Genomic DNA, 16,012 nt, shown 5'->3' with positions numbered 1-16,012 from the left:
TCAGCGCGGCGCCATGCGGATGCCGCCGTCGAGGCGGACGTCCTCGCCGTTGAAATAGCCATTCTCGATCATGCAGAGCGCGAGATTGGCATATTCGGCCGGATTGCCGAGACGCTTCGGGTTGAGCACCGAGGCGCCGAGCGCGTCGCGGACATTCTGCGGCGCGCCGGCGAGCAGCGGGGTGTCGAAGATGCCGGGCAGGATCGTGTTGACGCGGATATTCTCCGACGCAAGGTCGCGCGCCACGGGGAGCGTCATGCCGACGACGCCGCCCTTCGACGCCGAATAGGCCGCCTGACCCATCTGGCCGTCCTCTGCCGCGACCGACGCGGTGTTGACGATCGCTCCGCGCTCGCCGTCTTCCATCGGGTCGAGCGTCATCATCCCCGCCGCCGACTTGGCAATGCAGCGGAAGGTGCCGACGAGGTTGATCTGGATGATCCAGTTGAAGGCATCGAGCGGGAAATGCTTGATGCTGCCGTCTTCCTTGCTGCGGCTCGCGGTCTTGATCGCATTGCCGGTGCCCGCGCAATTGACGAGGATGCGCTCCTGTCCGATCGCGGCGCGCGACTTGGCAAAGGCGGCGTCGACCGACGCGTCGTCGGTGACGTTGCATTCGCAGAACACGCCGCCGAGTTCGGCCGCGAGCGCGGTGCCTTTCTCTTCCTGCAGGTCGAAGATCGCGACCTTGACGCCCTTGGCGGCGAGCGCGCGCGCCGTCGCGGCGCCAAGGCCCGAGGCGCCCCCGGTAACGACGGCGGATACGGTGGAATCGAGTTTCATGGGTTTCTCCTGAAAAAGCCCTCCCCTTCAGGGGAGGGTTTGGGTGGGGCATGGGGGAGGCAGCTCGCAGGCCCTCCCGTGTCACGAGTCACGTGCTTCGTGACGCCCCCTCCCGCAAGCGGGAGGGGAGATTTCTTAAAGCCGCTCGACGATCGTGACGTTGGCCTGGCCGCCCCCTTCACACATCGTCTGCAGGCCATATTTGCCGCCGGTCGCATCGAGCACGCCGAGCAACGTCGCCATCAGCTTTGCACCGCTGGCGCCGAGCGGGTGGCCGAGCGCGATCGCGCCGCCGTGCTGGTTGAGCCGCGCATGATCGCCGCCCAGATATTTGAGCCACGCCAGCGGCACCGGGGCGAACGCCTCGTTGACTTCATAGGCGTCGATGTCGCCGATCCTGAGCCCGGCCTTCTTCAGCGCCTTTTCGGTCGCGAACAGCGGTTCTTCGAGCATGATCACCGGATCGCCCGCGGTCACCGACACATGGTGGATGCGCGCGCGCGGCGTCAGTCCATGATCCTTCAGCGCCTGTTCGGAAACAACCAGCACCGCCGAGGCGCCATCGCAGATCTGGCTCGACGTCGCGGCGGTGATCGATCCGCCTTCCTGCAGCAGCTTGACGCCGGCAATGCCGTCGAGCGTCGCGTCGAAACGGATCCCCTCGTCGACCTTGTGCCATTCCTTCCCCTCGGGGGTCTCGATCTCGACCGGCACGATCTCGCGCTCGAACACGCCTGCCTCGGTTGCCGCCTTCGCGCGGCGGTGGCTTTCGAGCGCGAAGGCGTCGAGGTCGTCCTTGGTGAAGCCGTGCTTCTTGACGATCATCTCGGCGCCCATGAACTGGCTGAACATGATGCCGGGATATTTCTCCTCCAGCCGCGGCGACTTGTAGTTGCCCAGCCCCTCTTTCATGAACAAGGTCGCGACCGATCCCATCGGCACGCGCGTCATGCTTTCGATGCCGCTGGCGAGGACGATATCCTGCGTGCCCGACAGCACCGCCTGCGCGGCGAAGGTGATCGCCTGCTGCGACGAGCCGCACTGGCGGTCGATCGTCACCGCGGGGATCGAGTCGGGCAGCTTCGAGGCGAGCACCGCGTTGCGGCCGACGTCCATCGTCTGCTGGCCGCCCTGGCTGACGCAGCCCGTGATGACGTCGTCGATGGCCTTGGTGTCGAAGTCGTTGCGGTCGGCGATCGCATCGAAAACGGCGGCACCGAGGTCCACCGGATGCACGCCGGCGAGCTTGCCGCCGCGCTTGCCGCCAGCGGTGCGGACGGCGTCGACGATATAGGCATGGGGCATGGGGATAGTCCTTTCACTTCACTCCCCTCCCGCAAGCGGGAGGGGCTGGGGGTGGGCGCGAGCGGAGCCAGCATCTGGAGGTAGGTAGCCCACCCCGCTGCGACTAGGGAGCAAGCTCCCAAGTCTCGCTGCCCCTCCCGCTTGCGGGAGGGGAAATTACAGCTTGCGCCCGATCAGTTCCTTCATGATCTCGTTCGTGCCGCCGAAAATGCGCGTCACGCGCGAGGCGCGCCACGCCCGCGCGATCGGATATTCGTTCATATAGCCCGCGCCGCCGTGCAGCTGGAGGCATTTGTCCATCACTTCCCACTGCAATTCGGTGTGCCACAGCTTCGCCGCCGCGCCCTCTTCGGGGGTCAGTTCCTTCTTGAGGTGGCGCGCCAGCGCCCAGTCGAGGTGCGCCCAGCCGACCTGCAGCTTGGTCTTGAGGTCGGCGAGCACGAAGCGCGTGTTCTGGAAGTCGAGGATCGGCTTGCCGAACGCCTTGCGGTCGCGGGTGAATTCGACCGTGTCGTCGAAGGCGCGCTGCGCCGCCGACTGCGCGCTGACGGCGATCGACAGCCTCTCTTGGGGAAGCTCGCTCATCAGATAGATGAAGCCCTTGCCTTCCTCGCCAAGGCAGTTGGTGATCGGCACGCGGACGTCCTCGAAGAACATTTCCGACGTGTCGGCTTCGTCCTGCCCGATCTTGTCGAGGTTGCGCCCGCGCTTATAGCCTTCGCGGTCGGCCTCGACGAGCACGATCGACACGCCCTTCCACGCCGGCTGCACCTCGGTGTCGGTCTTGACGCACACCAGGATCAGGTCGGCGTTCTGGCCGTTGGTGATATAGGTTTTCGACCCGTTGATGACATAATGATTGCCGTCCTTCTTCGCGGTCGTGCGCATCCCCTGAAGGTCGCTGCCGGTGCCCGGTTCGGTCATCGCAATCGCAGTGATCACTTCGCCCGCGACCATCTTGGGCAGCCAGTGCTTCTTCTGCTCCTCGCTGCCATATTTGATGATATAGGTCGCGACGATGTCCGACTGGAGCGAGAAGCCGGTGGTCACGCGGCCATTATAGGCGCTTTCCTCGTCGACGATCGCATTATAGCCGAAATCGAGGCCCAGCCCGCCATATTCCTCGGGGACCGTCGGGCACAGCAGGCCGAGCTCGCCGGCTTTCGGCCAGATCGACTTGGGCACGATGCCGTCCTCGGCCCATTGCGCCGCATTGGGCGCGACTTCCTTTTCGAGGAACTGGCGCACCGTCGAACGGAACGCTTCGTGATCCTCGGTATAAACACTGCGCGAGAGGTTATCGAGCGACATCGTCTTTCCTTTTCCCAGTGGGCGGCCTGAGGGTCTGGTGGGGCCATGGTGCCGAGTCCCCGCATCATGCCGTACGGGTTTCGGCGCGCACCTGACCTTACGTTTACGTCCACGTCAAGTAGAAATGCCGCTACGGCAGGAAACTCGTTGCGCGGCGCGCCCTTCTCGCGCTCGCGCTTCGCCATCCCGGACTTGCCCGGGGGTGGCGAACCGACTTGGACCGCGCCTCTCCATTCGTCCCGCATCGAATAGGTTTGCAGTTGCTGGGCAGCACCGGCGCCACGCGCTAAGCTCCCCCGATGGTCGAACTGCTTCTCGATGCCGGCGCGCTGCTCGGCGAATCGCCCGTCTGGCATCCGGGCGAAGCCCGCCTCTATTGGGTCGATATCGAGGCGCGGACGATTCATCGCACCGATCCCGCGACGCGCACCGACGAGGTGATGATGCTCGGCGAACAGATCGGCTGCATCGCGCCGCGCGTGCGGGGCGGCCTCGTCGCCGCGCTCGAAAACGGCTTCGTACTGATCGACCATTGGGGATCGACGCCGCGCCCCTTCGGCCCCGCCATCCTCGCGGACAAGCCCGGGCAACGCTTCAACGACGGCCGCGTCGATGCGGCGGGACGGCTGTGGGTCGGCAGCCTGACGAACGACAAGGCAAAACCCGTCGCGACGCTGTACCGCCTCGGCCCCGACGGGTCGCTCGCCACGATCCTCGGCGGCCTCACCACCAGCAACGGCGCGGCGTTCAGCCCCGACGGGCGCATCTTCTACCACGCCGACACGCCGACGCACGCGATCCGCGCCTTTGACGTCGACCGGGCGGCGGGCACGCTCGCTAATGGACGCGTCTTCCACCAGTTCGAATATGGGAAAGGCCGTCCCGACGGCGCCGCGGTCGATGCCGAGGGCTGCTACTGGTCGGCGCTGTGGGACGGCTGGCGCGTCGTGCGCCTGTCGCCCGCCGGCGAACTGCTCCAGACCGTCGACTTGCCCGTCCAGCGCCCGACAATGATCGCCTTCGGGGGAGACGAGCTTTGCACCGCCTTCGTGACCAGCGCGGGCAAGAATCTGACCGACGAAGACCGCAAGGCGCAGCCGCATGCCGGCGGCCTCTTCACCTTCCGCACCGACGTACCGGGCATTCCACAGCCCTTTTTCGGCGGCTGACCGCGCTCTTGCACCGGCCCGCCCTGTCGGGCTAAGGCAGCCCGATATGGTTTCGCTCGAAACCAAAACTCCGGGGAGCTATGATGATGCCGCGCCGTGTGCAGCCCTTTGTCCGTTTGTCGCTGCTTGCATCGACCGTCCTCTTGATGGGTTATAGTCCGATGACGATTGCCGCCGAGACCGCAACCAAGCCCGCCGCCGCCGAGGCAGGCGCGAACCCGATGCTCCAGCCCTGGACCGGCCCCTATGAGGGGGTGCCGCCGTGGGACAAGCTCGACCCCGAACTTTTCCCCGACGCCTTCGCCAAGGGCATGGCCGAGGTGAAGGCCGAGGTGCAGGCGGTGATCGACAACCCCGCCGAGCCGACCTTCGAGAACACCCACGTCCCGATGCAGCTCGCGGGCGAATCGATGGAGCGCGTCTTCGCGCTGTGGGGCGTGCAGACGTCGAACAAGTCGAACGACCGCGTCGAGGACATCGACGCCGAATGGAGCCCCAAGCTCACCAAATTCTATACCGAGCTGTTCCTCGATCCCAAGCTCTTCGCCCGCTACAAGGCGGTGTACGACAAGCGGCTGACCAGCGGGCTCAACGCGCAGCAGATCCGCATCGTCGAGCGCAGTTATGACGAAATGGTCCGCGACGGCGCCAACCTGTCCGCCGCCGACAAGGCGAAGCTCGTCGACCTCAATGCAAAGCTCGAAGGCCTGTTCTCGGCCTTTTCGTCGAAACTGCTCGGCGACGAGAAGCTCTACACCTTCGTCACCGACAAGGCCGAGCTGGCGGGGCTCGCCCCCGGCTTCGTCGCCTCGCTCGCCGACGCCGCCGAGGCGCAGGGCAAGCCCGGCCAGTGGGCGATCAAGAACACCCGCTCGTCGGCGCAACCCGTGCTGCAGAACGCCGCCAGCCGGGGCTTGCGCGAGAAAGTCTGGCGCGCTTTCGTGGGCCGCGGCGACAATGGCGATGCGAACGACACCAACGCGACGATCGCTGAAATCCTGAAGCTGCGCCAGCAGCGCGCCGAACTGCTCGGCTTCGCGACGCACGCCAATTACCGCATGGCCGACACGATGGCGAAGACGCCAGAGAACGCCATGGCGCTGATGATGAAGGTCTGGCCCGCCGCAGTCGCGCGCGTTCATGAGGAGGTCGCCGACATGCAGGCGATCGCCGATGCCGAGGCCAAGGCCGGCAAGGGACCGAAACTCACCATCGAACCGTGGGACTATCGCTATTACGCCGAAAAGGTCCGCAAGGCGAAATACGACCTCGATGAAAGCGAGGTGAAGCCCTACCTGCAACTCGACAAGCTGCGCGACGCGATGTTCTGGTCGGCGGGGCAGCTCTACGACCTCGGCTTCCGCGAGATCACGGGCACGATTCCGGTGTTCGACCCCAAGGTGAAGACCTTCGAGGTCTATAACCTCAAGACCAACGAAAATGTCGGCGTCCTCTACCTCGACAATTTCGCGCGCGACGGAAAGCGCTCGGGCGCGTGGATGACGACCTATCGCAGCCAGCAGGGCCTTGGCGGCGAGCGCAACGTCCTCGCGTCGAACAACAATAATTTCACCGAGGGCGCGAAGGGCGAGCCGACGCTCGTCAGCTTAGACGACGCGCAGACGCTGTTCCACGAATTCGGGCACGGCATCCATTATCTGCTGCAGCACGTCTATTATCCCGCGCTCGCGGGCGTGCCGCGCGACTTCGTCGAATATCCGAGCCAGGTGAACGAGAATTGGCTGATGACGCCCGAGGTGCTGTCGAAATTCGCGACGCACTACAAGACGGGCGAGCCGATGCCGCAGGCGCTCGTCGACAAGATCCTCGCCTCGAACAAGTTCAACCAGGGCTTTGAAACCGTCGAATATCTGTCGAGCGCGATCGTCGACATGAAACTCCACGACCGCAAGGTGCCGGTGACCGATGTCGACAAGTTCGAGCGCGAAACGCTGAAGGAAATGGGCATGCCGAAGGAAATCGTCATGCGCCACCGCCTGCCGCAATTCGGCCACCTCTTCTCGAGCGACGCCTATTCGGCGGGCTATTACAGCTATCTGTGGTCCGAAACGATGGACGCCGACACCTGGGCGGCCTTCAACGAAGCCGGCGGCCCGTGGGACCGCACCGTCGCCGACAAGTTCCGCACCATCCTGCTGATGACGGGCAACGAGACCGACCGCGCCGAAGCGTACCGCGCCTTCCGCGGCCGCGATCCCGACGTGAAGGCGCTGCTGCGCAAGCGCGGCTTTCCGACCGAATGATCTTTTGACTTAACCGGGGAGCAAAGGGGGCCACCGCGCCCCCTTTGTTTTGCCTGCGGCTGCCGGCCGCTATCGACAGGAAGCTGACCTATCTTTCATCGTCACCCTGAACTTGTTTCAGGGTCCATGGTCGTCGTTCCCTTGGGCGCGGCGCCAGATGCAAGGCCCGGCCATGGATGCTGAAACAAGTTCAGCAGGACGAGAACTGAAAGGCTGAAATCCACCCCAAAGCCGACACTGGCCATCAGGGCAGATGTTTTGCCAGCATCGTCAGTCCGCGCCTCAATCCATCCCGGTCGATGGCGCCGCCGAGCGAGACGCGTAACGCGCGAGCATTGCTGTCGCACGCCGCAAAACTGGTGGCTGGGATCGCCATCATCCCTGCCTCGCGCAGCGCGTTCGCGGCTTTCGCCATGGCGCGCTCATCCGCCAGCGGAACCCACAGATGATATCCGCACGGATGCGCGGCATAACGTCCCGCCGGCAGCGCTTCCGCAGCGATCGCCTGCCGCGCCGCCGCCTCGGCCCGCGTCTCGCCGATCAGCCGGTCGTAACTGCCGTCCTCCAGCCAACGCGTCGCCAGCGCGGCCTCCAGCGGCGGTGGCATCACATTCGCATCATGCACCTCGGCCGCGAGCGCCAGCGCGTCCGCGACCGACGGCGTGCGGACATGCGCGACGCGGAGCGCCGGCGAGATCGTCTTGGAGAGGCTCGCGACATACCAGCCGAGTTCGGGCGCGAAGCTCGACAGCGGCGCGATCGGCGTTTCGGCAAGCTGGCCATAGGCATCGTCCTCAATGATCCGCACGCCATGCCGCCGCGTCACCCGCGCCAGTGCCGCGCGGTCGTCGGCCGCGATCGTCACGGTGGTTGGATTGTCGTTTGTCGGCACCACATAGAGCGCCGCTACCGTCGTCGTCCGGCATAGCGCCTCCAGCGCATCCGCCTCGACGCACGCGAGCGGCGCCAGCCGCAGCCCCGCGCGGCGCGCCAGCGCGAGAAAGCCGGGATAGACATGCGTGCCGCACGCCACGACATCGCCGCGCTCCAGCGTCGCGCCGATGATCGCGTGGAGCGCACTCTGCGCCCCCGCCGTGACAACGACCTGGCCGGCCTCGCTCGCCAGCCCCATCCGGCCGAAAATCTCCGCTCCCGCGGCGCGGTCGGCCTCACGTCCACCCGCCGGGGCGTAATGCAGCCGCCCGCCCGCGCCCGGCGCGCGCAGCAGCGCGCTGGCGGTGCGCTCCCACGTCGCGAGCAACGTTCCGCCTTCGACCTCGGGGGGCATGTTCATTCCGGTGTCGCGCGGCGGCGGCCCCGCGGCGATCGCATCCTGCGGCAGCACGAAGCTCCCCGCCCGTCCGCGCGCACCGATCAGCCCGGCGCTCCGCGCCTGTTCATACGCCTTGGTAACGGTGGTAAGGTCGATCCCCAGCCGCGCCGCAAGGTCGCGCTGCGGCGGCAGGCGGTCGCCGCTGCGCAGCGCGCCGGTCTCGACCGCATTCGCGATCGCGTCGGCAATCACGACATATTTGGCGCCGCGCGTCCGCGTCAGGTCGGGTATCCAGCCGTCAGCCATCGGCGTCGATCATCTCTCCCTTGGCGCGCGCATTGAGCTGCGCCCACAGCGCGCCGGTGCCCGCTTCCTGCGCCCTGTTCACATATTGCGACGCGACGAGCCAGCCCTTGATCGGCTGCAGCACGGCGAGACACGGGATGACCATCAGCGGCACCGAGGTGATCAGATGCATCCACCATGGCGGGTTGAAGGCGACCTCGAACCACACGACGAGGAACAACAGCGGGAAGGCAATGAAGCAGAGCGAGAAAAACGCCGGGCCGTCATCGGGTGCCGCGAAATCATAGTCGAGCCCGCAATGCGGGCAGCGATCCTGGACCTTCAGCCAGCGCCGGAACATCTTTCCCTCGCCGCAATGCGGGCAAAGGCCGTGAAGCCCCGTCCGGTAAATCCACAGCCATTTTTCGCGGCCTTCCAGTTCGCCAGTCATCGACTCATATCCTGCATTACCATACATAATGCCATACATAATGACGCGCATGACAAATGTCGAGGGGCGGACTAGTTCGGGGGCATGAGCGACGCGAAAATCTTCATCAGCGCGAACGAACTGCTCGCCGATTCGCTACGACTGGGCACGCAGGTGATCGACAGCGGCTTTCGCCCGACGCACCTCGTCGGCATCTGGCGTGGCGGCGCGCCGGTCGGGATCGCGGTGCAGGAACTGCTCGACTATCACGGCCACCATTGCGACCATATCGCAATCCGCACGTCGTCGTACAAAGGCATCGACGATCAGGATCCACATGTTCGCGTCTTCGCTTTGGGCTATCTCATCGATACACTGAACCCCGACGATCGGCTGCTGATCATCGACGATGTGTTCGACAGCGGCCGCAGCATCCGCGCTTTCATCGCCGAACTGAAGGCGCGCTGTCGCAACAATATGCCACGCGACATCCGCATAGCGACGGTGTGGTTCAAGCCGCGCCGCAACGTTACCGACCTCCACCCCGACTATTTCGTCCACGAAACCGACCAGTGGCTGATCTTCCCGCACGAGATCGACGGACTGACGCCTGAGGAAATCCGCCACCACAAGCCCGAGGCGGCGATCATCCTGCGCGAAGAAAATGAGGGGGAGGAAGCGCCCGATGCCTGAAGGTTTCGTGTCGGCGGCCGAGCGCGCCGCCTTCATCGCGGGCCTGCCGAAGGCCGAACTGCATCTGCATATCGAGGGCTCGCTCGAGCCCGAGCTGATGTTCGAACTGGCACAGCGCAACAATGTCGCCATTCCCTTCGCCAGCGTCGAAGAGGTCCGCGCCGCCTACGCCTTTTCGAACCTCCAGGATTTCCTCGACATCTATTACCAAGGGATGGGCGTCCTCCACACCGAGCGGGATTTTTACGACCTCACCGCCGCCTATTGCGCGCGCGCCGACGCTGACAACGTCCGCCACATTGAAATCTTCTTCGACCCGCAGGGCCATACGTCACGCGGCGTCGCCTTCGCGACGGTCATCGCCGGCATCACCCGCGCGCTCGACGATGCCCGGACGACCTACGGCATGACCTCGAAGCTCATCCTGTGCTTCCTGCGCCACCTTAGCGAAGCCGATGCCGAAGCGACGCTCGACGAAGCGCTGCCCTATTTGGACCGGATCGCCGGCGTTGGCCTCGATTCCTCAGAGGTCGGTCATCCGCCCTCGAAATTCGAGCGCGTGTTTGCGCGCGCCAAGGGGCTGGGCCTCAAGATCGTCGCGCACGCCGGCGAAGAAGGCCCACCCGCCTATGTCCACGAGGCGCTCGACCTCCTGAAAGTCGACCGCATCGACCACGGCAACCGCAGCCTTGAGGATACCGCGCTGGTCAAGCGCCTCGCGGGCGAGAGCATGACCCTCACCGTCTGCCCGCTTTCGAACCTCAAGCTGTGCGTCGTCCGCGACATCGCCGATCATCCGCTCAAGACCATGCTCGACGCCGGTCTTCACGCGACCGTCAACAGCGACGACCCCAGCTATTTCGGCGGCTATGTGAACGCCAATTACCTTGCCGTCGCCGACGCGCTCGACCTGTCGAGGGCCGACCTCGTGACGCTCGCGCGCAACAGCTTCACCGGATCGTTCCTGGGCGACGCCGAAAAGGCAAGGCACCTCGCCGCGATAGACGCCTACGCCTGACGCAAGCCCTCAGCGCGGATGCAGCTTTGCGAGCGCAATCCCCGCGAGATTCTGCGCCCGCCCGATATGCCGGACCCGCGGCGCCGGGCCGGCGCCGGCCAGATCGCGGAAGGCCGCCAGATGCGCCGCCGCCGCACCGCGCGCCGGGACCCTCCCCATGGCCTGCGCCACGACCGATGCCGAATCACCGAGCAGCACGAAATCGTCGATCCCTCGCTCCCGCGCGAACCGCAGCGCGGCGATCAGCGCCAGCCACTCGGCATCGAGGCTGCTTCCCTCGCCAAGGCCCTGCTCGATCATGACGGCGCCGCCCGCGACCACCGCGACCTCGATCGGACCGGGGTTCGGGCGGCATCCGCCATCGAAAAAGATCTTGGTCCGGCGCGCGGTCATCCCCGCACCATAGCGGCCATCAGAAATTCCCGCGCACCGAAACCGCGAAGATCGGACCGATGAGCCGGTCGCGTTCCTCGACGAACGCGATCGGGCTCTGGCCGCGCACGCCCGTATAGACGGTTCGATCGCGCTTCGAGCGCGCGTTGGCGATGTTGCGGATCTGCGCGCGGACGGTCAGTCCCATCACATTCTTGTGCTCGACGAAGACGTTCGCGAAGACCGGCCCTTCCCACACCTTGTCCGACTGGTTGCGGCGGTAACTGGGCTGGTAGTGCGAATAATTGGCGCCGGCGCCCCACGCCCAGTCGCTGCCGGGAATATCGTGGCGCACGCTGACATCGACGACGCGATCGGTGAAACCGCTCCACTGCCGCTTCTCGCCGGTGAAGGGGTCGCGTAGCGAGCTTTTCTGGAACAGCGCGCTCGACTCGACCTTCATCCCCTTGATCCCGGCCGGATCGAGGTTGATCGTCGAAGACCATTCGACCGCGCCCGCCTTCGCCTTCGCAATATTGCCGACGCCTTCGCCGCCGTTCGAGCCGACGGGCACGACATCGACGCGGTCCTCGACGTCGCGAAAGACGAGATAGAGCTTGGTCGAACCCCACGCGCCGAGCTTCTTGTTGATCTCGAGCTCGTAGCTCCAGTCCTGCTGCGGCCTCAGGTCGTTGTTGCTCTGATTCTCGTTCCCGTCGTTGAGGAAGGCGCGCGCGAGGAAGTCATAGAAGCTGAGCTGGAGCACCCGCCGCCGAATCTTCAGCGACGCATCGAAATCGGCCGACGGCGCCCAGGCGAGCGTCAACGACCCCTTCGGGCGAAAGAAGCTGCGCGTCAGACCGTTCGCGCCCGTCTGGGTGATCGTCGAATGTTCGGCGCCCGCGACGATCTGGACGGTCAGCTTGTCGGTCAGCTTGCGCCCGAAGCTGAGCAGGCCTTCGTAGCGGTCCTCGCTGACGCCGCCGGTGCCGCCGTCGAACGGCTGGCCGACCCACGTGCCCGACGGATCGAGCACCGCGATCGACGCGACATTGTCGAGCGTGTTGAACGCCGCCTCGCCCGACAGCTGCCAGTCGCCGCCAAACAGCTTCCACTGATACTCGCCGCGCGCGATCGTTTCGCCAAGGTCACCGGTCTGCGCGAAGCGATCGCCGGTCGCGATGCCGCCCACCGGCGTCGTGACGATCTCCTGCTTGTACGGCTCGTGACTGAACCGCCGCAGCCCGATCAGCTTGAGCTTCCCCGGCCCGAAGCCGAACTGGTAATCGCCCGAAACCTCGTAATTCCAGCTGTCTGCATTTTCATAGACGGTGCGGATGCGATCGGGCGTTCCGGGGCTCGTCCGCACGCCATCCTCATAATAGCGGTCATATTTGCGCTGATAATGCCCGCCCAGATTGGCAACCGTATCGCCCGGCGGATCCCAGGTGATGCGTCCCGACAGCTTCGGCGTATCGTAATGCGTGTTCCAGCTGTCCTCGCGCCGCTCGATGATATTTCCCGCGCCGTCATAGATCAGCGTCGGCCCACCCGCGCCGCTGCGCGCCGAGTCGTCGTTGCTCAGCGCCGCCTCATATTCGATCTGCCCCGACCGACCGCGCACCGAAACGTCGGCGCGGGTGAACAGGGCATCGGTGTAATGGGCGCGAAACTCGGGCTTCCACGAAAACTGCCCCGAGATACTGTCGGCGCGATAGACGATATTGGCGACCTGCCCCGACAGTCCGGGGATGTCGAGCGTCGCGCCGTCGACGATCTCGATCCGCTCGACATTCTCGGCCGGGATGCGCGACAGCTGGGTGTACATGTCGTCGGCCTTGTTCGACGGCCGCTCGCCGTTGAACAGGACGTTGCCCGTCGCCTGCCCCAGCCCGCGCAAATTCTCGTTATCGCGGATCGAGAAGCCCGGAACCTGCACGAGCATGTCATAGGCGTTCTTCGGCGCGTAGCGCGCGAAGTCGGCGGGCGCGAAGACCTGCCGCGCCGTGCCCGTCGCTCCCGCAGAGGCGGCAACCGGCGGCGGAGCATCGCCAGCGACGGTGGCATCCTGCGCCGCGACGGGCAAAGCCGACAGCGCGGCGGCGATGGCCGAAAGGCTGATCGTCGACTTCACTGGCCACCCCGCGCCGCGCGGTTCATCGCCCGGGCATATTCGGGCGACACGTCCATCGCCTTCATTCCGAGGACCTCGTCGGCCGCAAGTTTCCGGTATCCCGCGTCGGCCAGCCCGCGCACATAGGCGCCGTCGACACCGAGCGCCTTGCAGGCGATCGCATCCTCGACCCCGGTCAGCACCAGCGCCTCCGATCTGAGGTCGCGGACATAGGCTGGCGTGACGCCCAGCGCCGCGGCGGCGATCAGGTCGCCATTGTCCTTGGGCTTCACACCTTCGCGCGTCAGCCCGTCGGCGAGTTCGACGGTCGCATCGACGAGCAGCATCGCGAGCAGGTCGCCCCGGTCGTCGGGGGCGAGGCCGCGCTGTTCCAGCGCCCTTTCGAACCCGGTATCGGCGGTGAAGCGGCAATCGCCTTCGCCGTCGAAGGCGCCGGTCAGCCGCCCCGAACAGGCAAGGGTTCCGGCCTCATGGACGACGGTGAAGCTGATCGGACCCGGCCCGCCACCCAGCGCAGCCCTTGCACCGGCAAATTCGCTCCGCGTTCCGTCGATCACGACATCGCTGCTCGATGTCTTGCGGCTGACGCGGAGCAGCGGCCCGCCGTCGGACGTCGCCGGATCCGCGCGCCAGGCGATATCGCCCGGCACGGGCGGATCGGCGGCCGTGCTTGGCGCGGCGCAGGCGAAAACCGACAGCAAAGCGGCGCCGACAAGCATCATCGGGATCTTCATTAGGTGCACTCCTCCCTCCGTGCGCCGCGCGAGCGTCATCGCTCGCCGCCGCGACGGCGTTTCAAAACAGGGCTTCGATCAACGGAAGTCGGGTTTGGACGAACGTCAGGTCGCGGGCGTTTCCGGCGGCTCCGGGGGCTCGGGAACCTCGACGCGCGTCACGCGACCATCGGCGCCGCGCGCCTCGACCACCGCGCCGTGGCCAACCCGGACGGTCGCGCCCCGATCGTCCTTGCGGTCCTTCGCGGCGGCCCATCCGCCCGTCGCGCGCAGTTCGATCGCGTCATCGGCGCTGCGGATGCGCACCCCCGCCTTGCGCATGTCGGTCACAAAGTCGCAGTCGACCCCCATCGCCTTCAGCGCGATCACATCGTCGATGCCGATGTCGGGGAAATGCGTCTTCATGTCGCGGGCGAAGGAGGGTTCGATGTGCAGCGCCGAAGCGCCCACCAGATCGTCGAGGCTGACGCCGGGGAAAAGGCCGCGCATTTTCTTGATATAGGCGGGATCGACGCCGGTCGCCTTGGCGCCGATGATTTCGTCGGCGGTCATCGGGCCGTTATGCTCGCGCATCTCGGCCGCATATTCGGGCGTGACGCCGACCGCGCGCATGCCGATCAGTTCGTCGGCGCTCAGCGGCCGCGACGGGTCGGCAGCGGCCTCGCCGTCAGGATTGACCCCGCCCGCGGCCGCGGCGACCTGCTGCGTCGCGGCCGGGGCGGTGGCGGCGGCGGGAGCGGGGAACTCCAGCGCCACCTTTTTATCTGCGGTTGCCGAAAAAGCCGCGAGCGGCGCGGTGATACCTGCGAGCACAACGAGGCTCGTCAGCATCCAGCCCGCGCTCGCCGGTCCGCGCTTCAGGCTGGCATCGAGCACGCGCGTGATCCGGCGCTTCAGGCTGTTCCTGCCCGGCGCGACGCCATGCGCGGCCAGCAGCGCCCCCTGATTGTCATGGCGCGCCGCGCCGACGAGCAGGGTCGCATAGTCGGGCCCGTCGATGTCGGCCATCAGCACGGCATCGTCGGCCGCCTCCTCGCGCAGCTGGTGGCTTTCACGCGCGAGCATCCACACCAGCGGGTTGAACCAGAAGACCGCGCAGGCGATTCGCGCGCCGAGCAGCTTCGCCCAGTCGAGCCGTGCGACATGCGCCAGTTCGTGCGCGATGATCGCTTCCGCCTCGTCGACCGCATCGACCGCGCGCGGATTGAGCACGATCGTCGGGCGCAGCACACCCCAGCTGATCGGCGAGCGCAGTTCCTCGCTCACCAGCAACGCGGTGCCATGTTTGAACCCCATGCGCCGCTGCGCCTCGGCAAGCGCCGACAGCCACGATCCCTCGACGAGGATTTCTGCGCGGCGGCGCATCGCGAACAGCCGCACGACCGCAAGCAGCATCACTCCGCACAGCAGCGCGAGCGGAGCGAGATAGAGAAAGGGCGCGATATCGGCGAGAGCGGGAAAGGTCACCGGCGCCGAGCCCGCAGCCTCGACCGCGGTCGGGACCGGCATCGCGACGGGGCCCGGATCGGCGGCCGGAACTCCTGAAACCATCGCCGCGACGGGCGCATCGCCGGCAAACCAATGCTGCGGCAGCGGTGCCCATTTCGGCAGAAAAAGGATCGCGGCGGGAAGCGCGAGCAGCGCTGCGAGCCCCGCATGCGCGACCATCGAGCGCTCACCCGCCGAGCGCGACCGCGCGAGCCGCAGCACGACGAGCGTGAGTCCCGCAATCACCAGCGACTTCCAGGCAAGGCCCAGCAGCATGGCGCTCGTAGTCATTTCATCCTCCCGTCGCGGGCTTTTGCGATCATCTTTTCAAGTTCGTCGAGATCGGCGCCCGTCATTTCGTCCTGCATACCGAGCAGAGCCGCAGCGGCACTCGTCGCCGATCCGTTGAAGAAGACGCGCACGACCTGGCTCAGCGCCGACTTGCGCGCCGCCTTGTCCGACACGCTCGGCGCATAGACAAAGCCGCGTTCCGACGCCTCGCGCGCCACGAAGCCCTTCGCCTCGAGCCGCTTCAGCATCGCGCGGATTGCCGAACCCGACAGCGCGTCGGACAGCGCGTCGCCAATCTCGGTCACCGTCGAGGCCCCGCGCTCATAGAGAATATCGACGATCTCGCGTTCGCGGGGGGGCAGGCTGGACAGCATTCGAATCACCTCGTGCGCTACATTTGTAGCGTGCTACATTTGTAGCGCATCTTTGACAAGAGGGTTTTACTCTACTAATACACATAAG

At 66.0% G+C, this 16,012-nt stretch carries 14 protein-coding genes; 4 read left to right on the top strand and 10 right to left on the bottom strand.

The window, feature by feature from the left end:
• The 3 genes from ATE64_RS17320 to ATE64_RS17310 form a co-directional block, all read right to left on the bottom strand.
• Positions 1-783 carry an SDR family NAD(P)-dependent oxidoreductase gene (locus tag ATE64_RS17320; protein ID WP_058456248.1) on the bottom strand — a complete coding sequence of 261 codons (783 nt, stop codon included), beginning with the start codon at positions 781-783 and terminating at the stop codon, positions 1-3.
• Positions 784-918: 135 nt separating this feature from the next.
• Positions 919-2,088, bottom strand: coding sequence for an acetyl-CoA C-acetyltransferase (locus ATE64_RS17315; protein WP_058456247.1), 1,170 nt, complete (start codon positions 2,086-2,088; stop codon positions 919-921).
• 156 nt (positions 2,089-2,244) lie between these two features.
• Entirely contained in the window at positions 2,245-3,399 is a 1,155-nt protein-coding gene (locus ATE64_RS17310) for an acyl-CoA dehydrogenase family protein (RefSeq protein ID WP_058456246.1), read from the bottom strand.
• A gap of 299 nt (positions 3,400-3,698) precedes the next feature.
• Between ATE64_RS17310 and ATE64_RS17305 the strand changes: the two genes are divergently transcribed.
• Both ATE64_RS17305 and ATE64_RS17300 read left to right on the top strand, forming a co-directional pair.
• A complete protein-coding gene (locus ATE64_RS17305) occupies positions 3,699-4,568 on the top strand; it encodes an SMP-30/gluconolactonase/LRE family protein (RefSeq protein ID WP_058456245.1) in 870 nt (289 codons plus the stop codon).
• A 161-nt stretch (positions 4,569-4,729) separates the two neighbouring features.
• Positions 4,730-6,832: a M3 family metallopeptidase gene (locus tag ATE64_RS17300; RefSeq protein ID WP_231729157.1), complete on the top strand. Its 2,103-nt coding sequence runs from the start codon at positions 4,730-4,732 to the stop codon at positions 6,830-6,832.
• Positions 6,833-7,076: 244 nt separating this feature from the next.
• On the opposite strand, the gene ATE64_RS17295 is transcribed toward ATE64_RS17300, so the two are convergent.
• Complete coding sequence (locus ATE64_RS17295; protein WP_058456244.1) at positions 7,077-8,411, bottom strand: PLP-dependent aminotransferase family protein; 1,335 nt, start codon at positions 8,409-8,411, stop codon at positions 7,077-7,079.
• On the bottom strand, positions 8,404-8,841 hold the full coding sequence (locus tag ATE64_RS17290; protein WP_058456243.1) for a DUF983 domain-containing protein: 438 nt from the start codon (positions 8,839-8,841) through the stop codon (positions 8,404-8,406). The genes ATE64_RS17295 and ATE64_RS17290 overlap by 8 nt, the downstream gene beginning before the upstream one ends.
• 84 nt (positions 8,842-8,925) lie before the next feature.
• On the opposite strand from ATE64_RS17290, the gene ATE64_RS17285 reads away from it, so the two are divergent.
• Positions 8,926-9,513, top strand: a complete 588-nt coding sequence (locus ATE64_RS17285) for a phosphoribosyltransferase family protein (protein ID WP_058456242.1) — start codon at positions 8,926-8,928, stop codon at positions 9,511-9,513.
• The gene (locus ATE64_RS17280; RefSeq protein ID WP_058456241.1) at positions 9,506-10,531 is read left to right on the top strand and encodes an adenosine deaminase; all 1,026 of its coding nucleotides are present in this window, start codon (positions 9,506-9,508) and stop codon (positions 10,529-10,531) included. Before ATE64_RS17285 ends, ATE64_RS17280 begins: the two co-directional genes overlap by 8 nt.
• Before the next feature lie 9 nt (positions 10,532-10,540).
• Here the strand turns inward: ATE64_RS17280 and ATE64_RS17275 are convergent, their stop codons facing one another.
• The 5 genes from ATE64_RS17275 to ATE64_RS17255 form a co-directional block, all read right to left on the bottom strand.
• Positions 10,541-10,924: a reverse transcriptase-like protein gene (locus tag ATE64_RS17275; RefSeq protein ID WP_058456240.1), complete on the bottom strand. Its 384-nt coding sequence runs from the start codon at positions 10,922-10,924 to the stop codon at positions 10,541-10,543.
• A 19-nt stretch (positions 10,925-10,943) separates the two neighbouring features.
• Positions 10,944-13,037: a TonB-dependent receptor plug domain-containing protein gene (locus ATE64_RS17270; protein WP_058456239.1), complete on the bottom strand. Its 2,094-nt coding sequence runs from the start codon at positions 13,035-13,037 to the stop codon at positions 10,944-10,946.
• Positions 13,034-13,771, bottom strand: a complete 738-nt coding sequence (locus tag ATE64_RS17265) for a hypothetical protein (RefSeq protein ID WP_058456238.1) — start codon at positions 13,769-13,771, stop codon at positions 13,034-13,036. Before ATE64_RS17265 ends, ATE64_RS17270 begins: the two co-directional genes overlap by 4 nt.
• A gap of 105 nt (positions 13,772-13,876) precedes the next feature.
• Positions 13,877-15,550: a M56 family metallopeptidase gene (locus tag ATE64_RS17260; protein ID WP_082657513.1), complete on the bottom strand. Its 1,674-nt coding sequence runs from the start codon at positions 15,548-15,550 to the stop codon at positions 13,877-13,879.
• Positions 15,547-15,924 (bottom strand): BlaI/MecI/CopY family transcriptional regulator, encoded by a 378-nt coding sequence (locus ATE64_RS17255; RefSeq protein ID WP_058456236.1) that lies wholly within the window; start codon positions 15,922-15,924, stop codon positions 15,547-15,549. The genes ATE64_RS17260 and ATE64_RS17255 overlap by 4 nt, the downstream gene beginning before the upstream one ends.
• Positions 15,925-16,012 lie beyond the last annotated feature (88 nt).

It is taken from the genome of Sphingopyxis sp. H073 (assembly GCF_001468395.1).
GTDB lineage: Bacteria > Pseudomonadota > Alphaproteobacteria > Sphingomonadales > Sphingomonadaceae > Sphingopyxis.
This window is presented reverse-complemented; position numbering and strand designations above follow the sequence as displayed.

Excerpts from the sequence above, each read along its gene's own strand:
- ATE64_RS17260 (WP_082657513.1), bottom strand. The coding sequence starts at position 15,550 with ATGACTACGAGCGCCATGCTGCTGGGCCTTGCCTGGAAGTCGCTGGTG.
- ATE64_RS17275 (WP_058456240.1), bottom strand. The coding sequence starts at position 10,924 with ATGACCGCGCGCCGGACCAAGATCTTTTTCGATGGCGGATGCCGCCCG.
- ATE64_RS17255 (WP_058456236.1), bottom strand. The coding sequence starts at position 15,924 with ATGCTGTCCAGCCTGCCCCCCCGCGAACGCGAGATCGTCGATATTCTC.
- ATE64_RS17265 (WP_058456238.1), bottom strand. The coding sequence starts at position 13,771 with ATGAAGATCCCGATGATGCTTGTCGGCGCCGCTTTGCTGTCGGTTTTC.
- ATE64_RS17305 (WP_058456245.1), top strand. The coding sequence starts at position 3,699 with ATGGTCGAACTGCTTCTCGATGCCGGCGCGCTGCTCGGCGAATCGCCC.
- ATE64_RS17310 (WP_058456246.1), bottom strand. The coding sequence starts at position 3,399 with ATGTCGCTCGATAACCTCTCGCGCAGTGTTTATACCGAGGATCACGAA.
- ATE64_RS17280 (WP_058456241.1), top strand. The coding sequence starts at position 9,506 with ATGCCTGAAGGTTTCGTGTCGGCGGCCGAGCGCGCCGCCTTCATCGCG.
- ATE64_RS17320 (WP_058456248.1), bottom strand. The coding sequence starts at position 783 with ATGAAACTCGATTCCACCGTATCCGCCGTCGTTACCGGGGGCGCCTCG.
- ATE64_RS17300 (WP_231729157.1), top strand. The coding sequence starts at position 4,730 with ATGACGATTGCCGCCGAGACCGCAACCAAGCCCGCCGCCGCCGAGGCA.
- ATE64_RS17290 (WP_058456243.1), bottom strand. The coding sequence starts at position 8,841 with ATGACTGGCGAACTGGAAGGCCGCGAAAAATGGCTGTGGATTTACCGG.
- ATE64_RS17295 (WP_058456244.1), bottom strand. The coding sequence starts at position 8,411 with ATGGCTGACGGCTGGATACCCGACCTGACGCGGACGCGCGGCGCCAAA.
- ATE64_RS17285 (WP_058456242.1), top strand. The coding sequence starts at position 8,926 with ATGAGCGACGCGAAAATCTTCATCAGCGCGAACGAACTGCTCGCCGAT.
- ATE64_RS17315 (WP_058456247.1), bottom strand. The coding sequence starts at position 2,088 with ATGCCCCATGCCTATATCGTCGACGCCGTCCGCACCGCTGGCGGCAAG.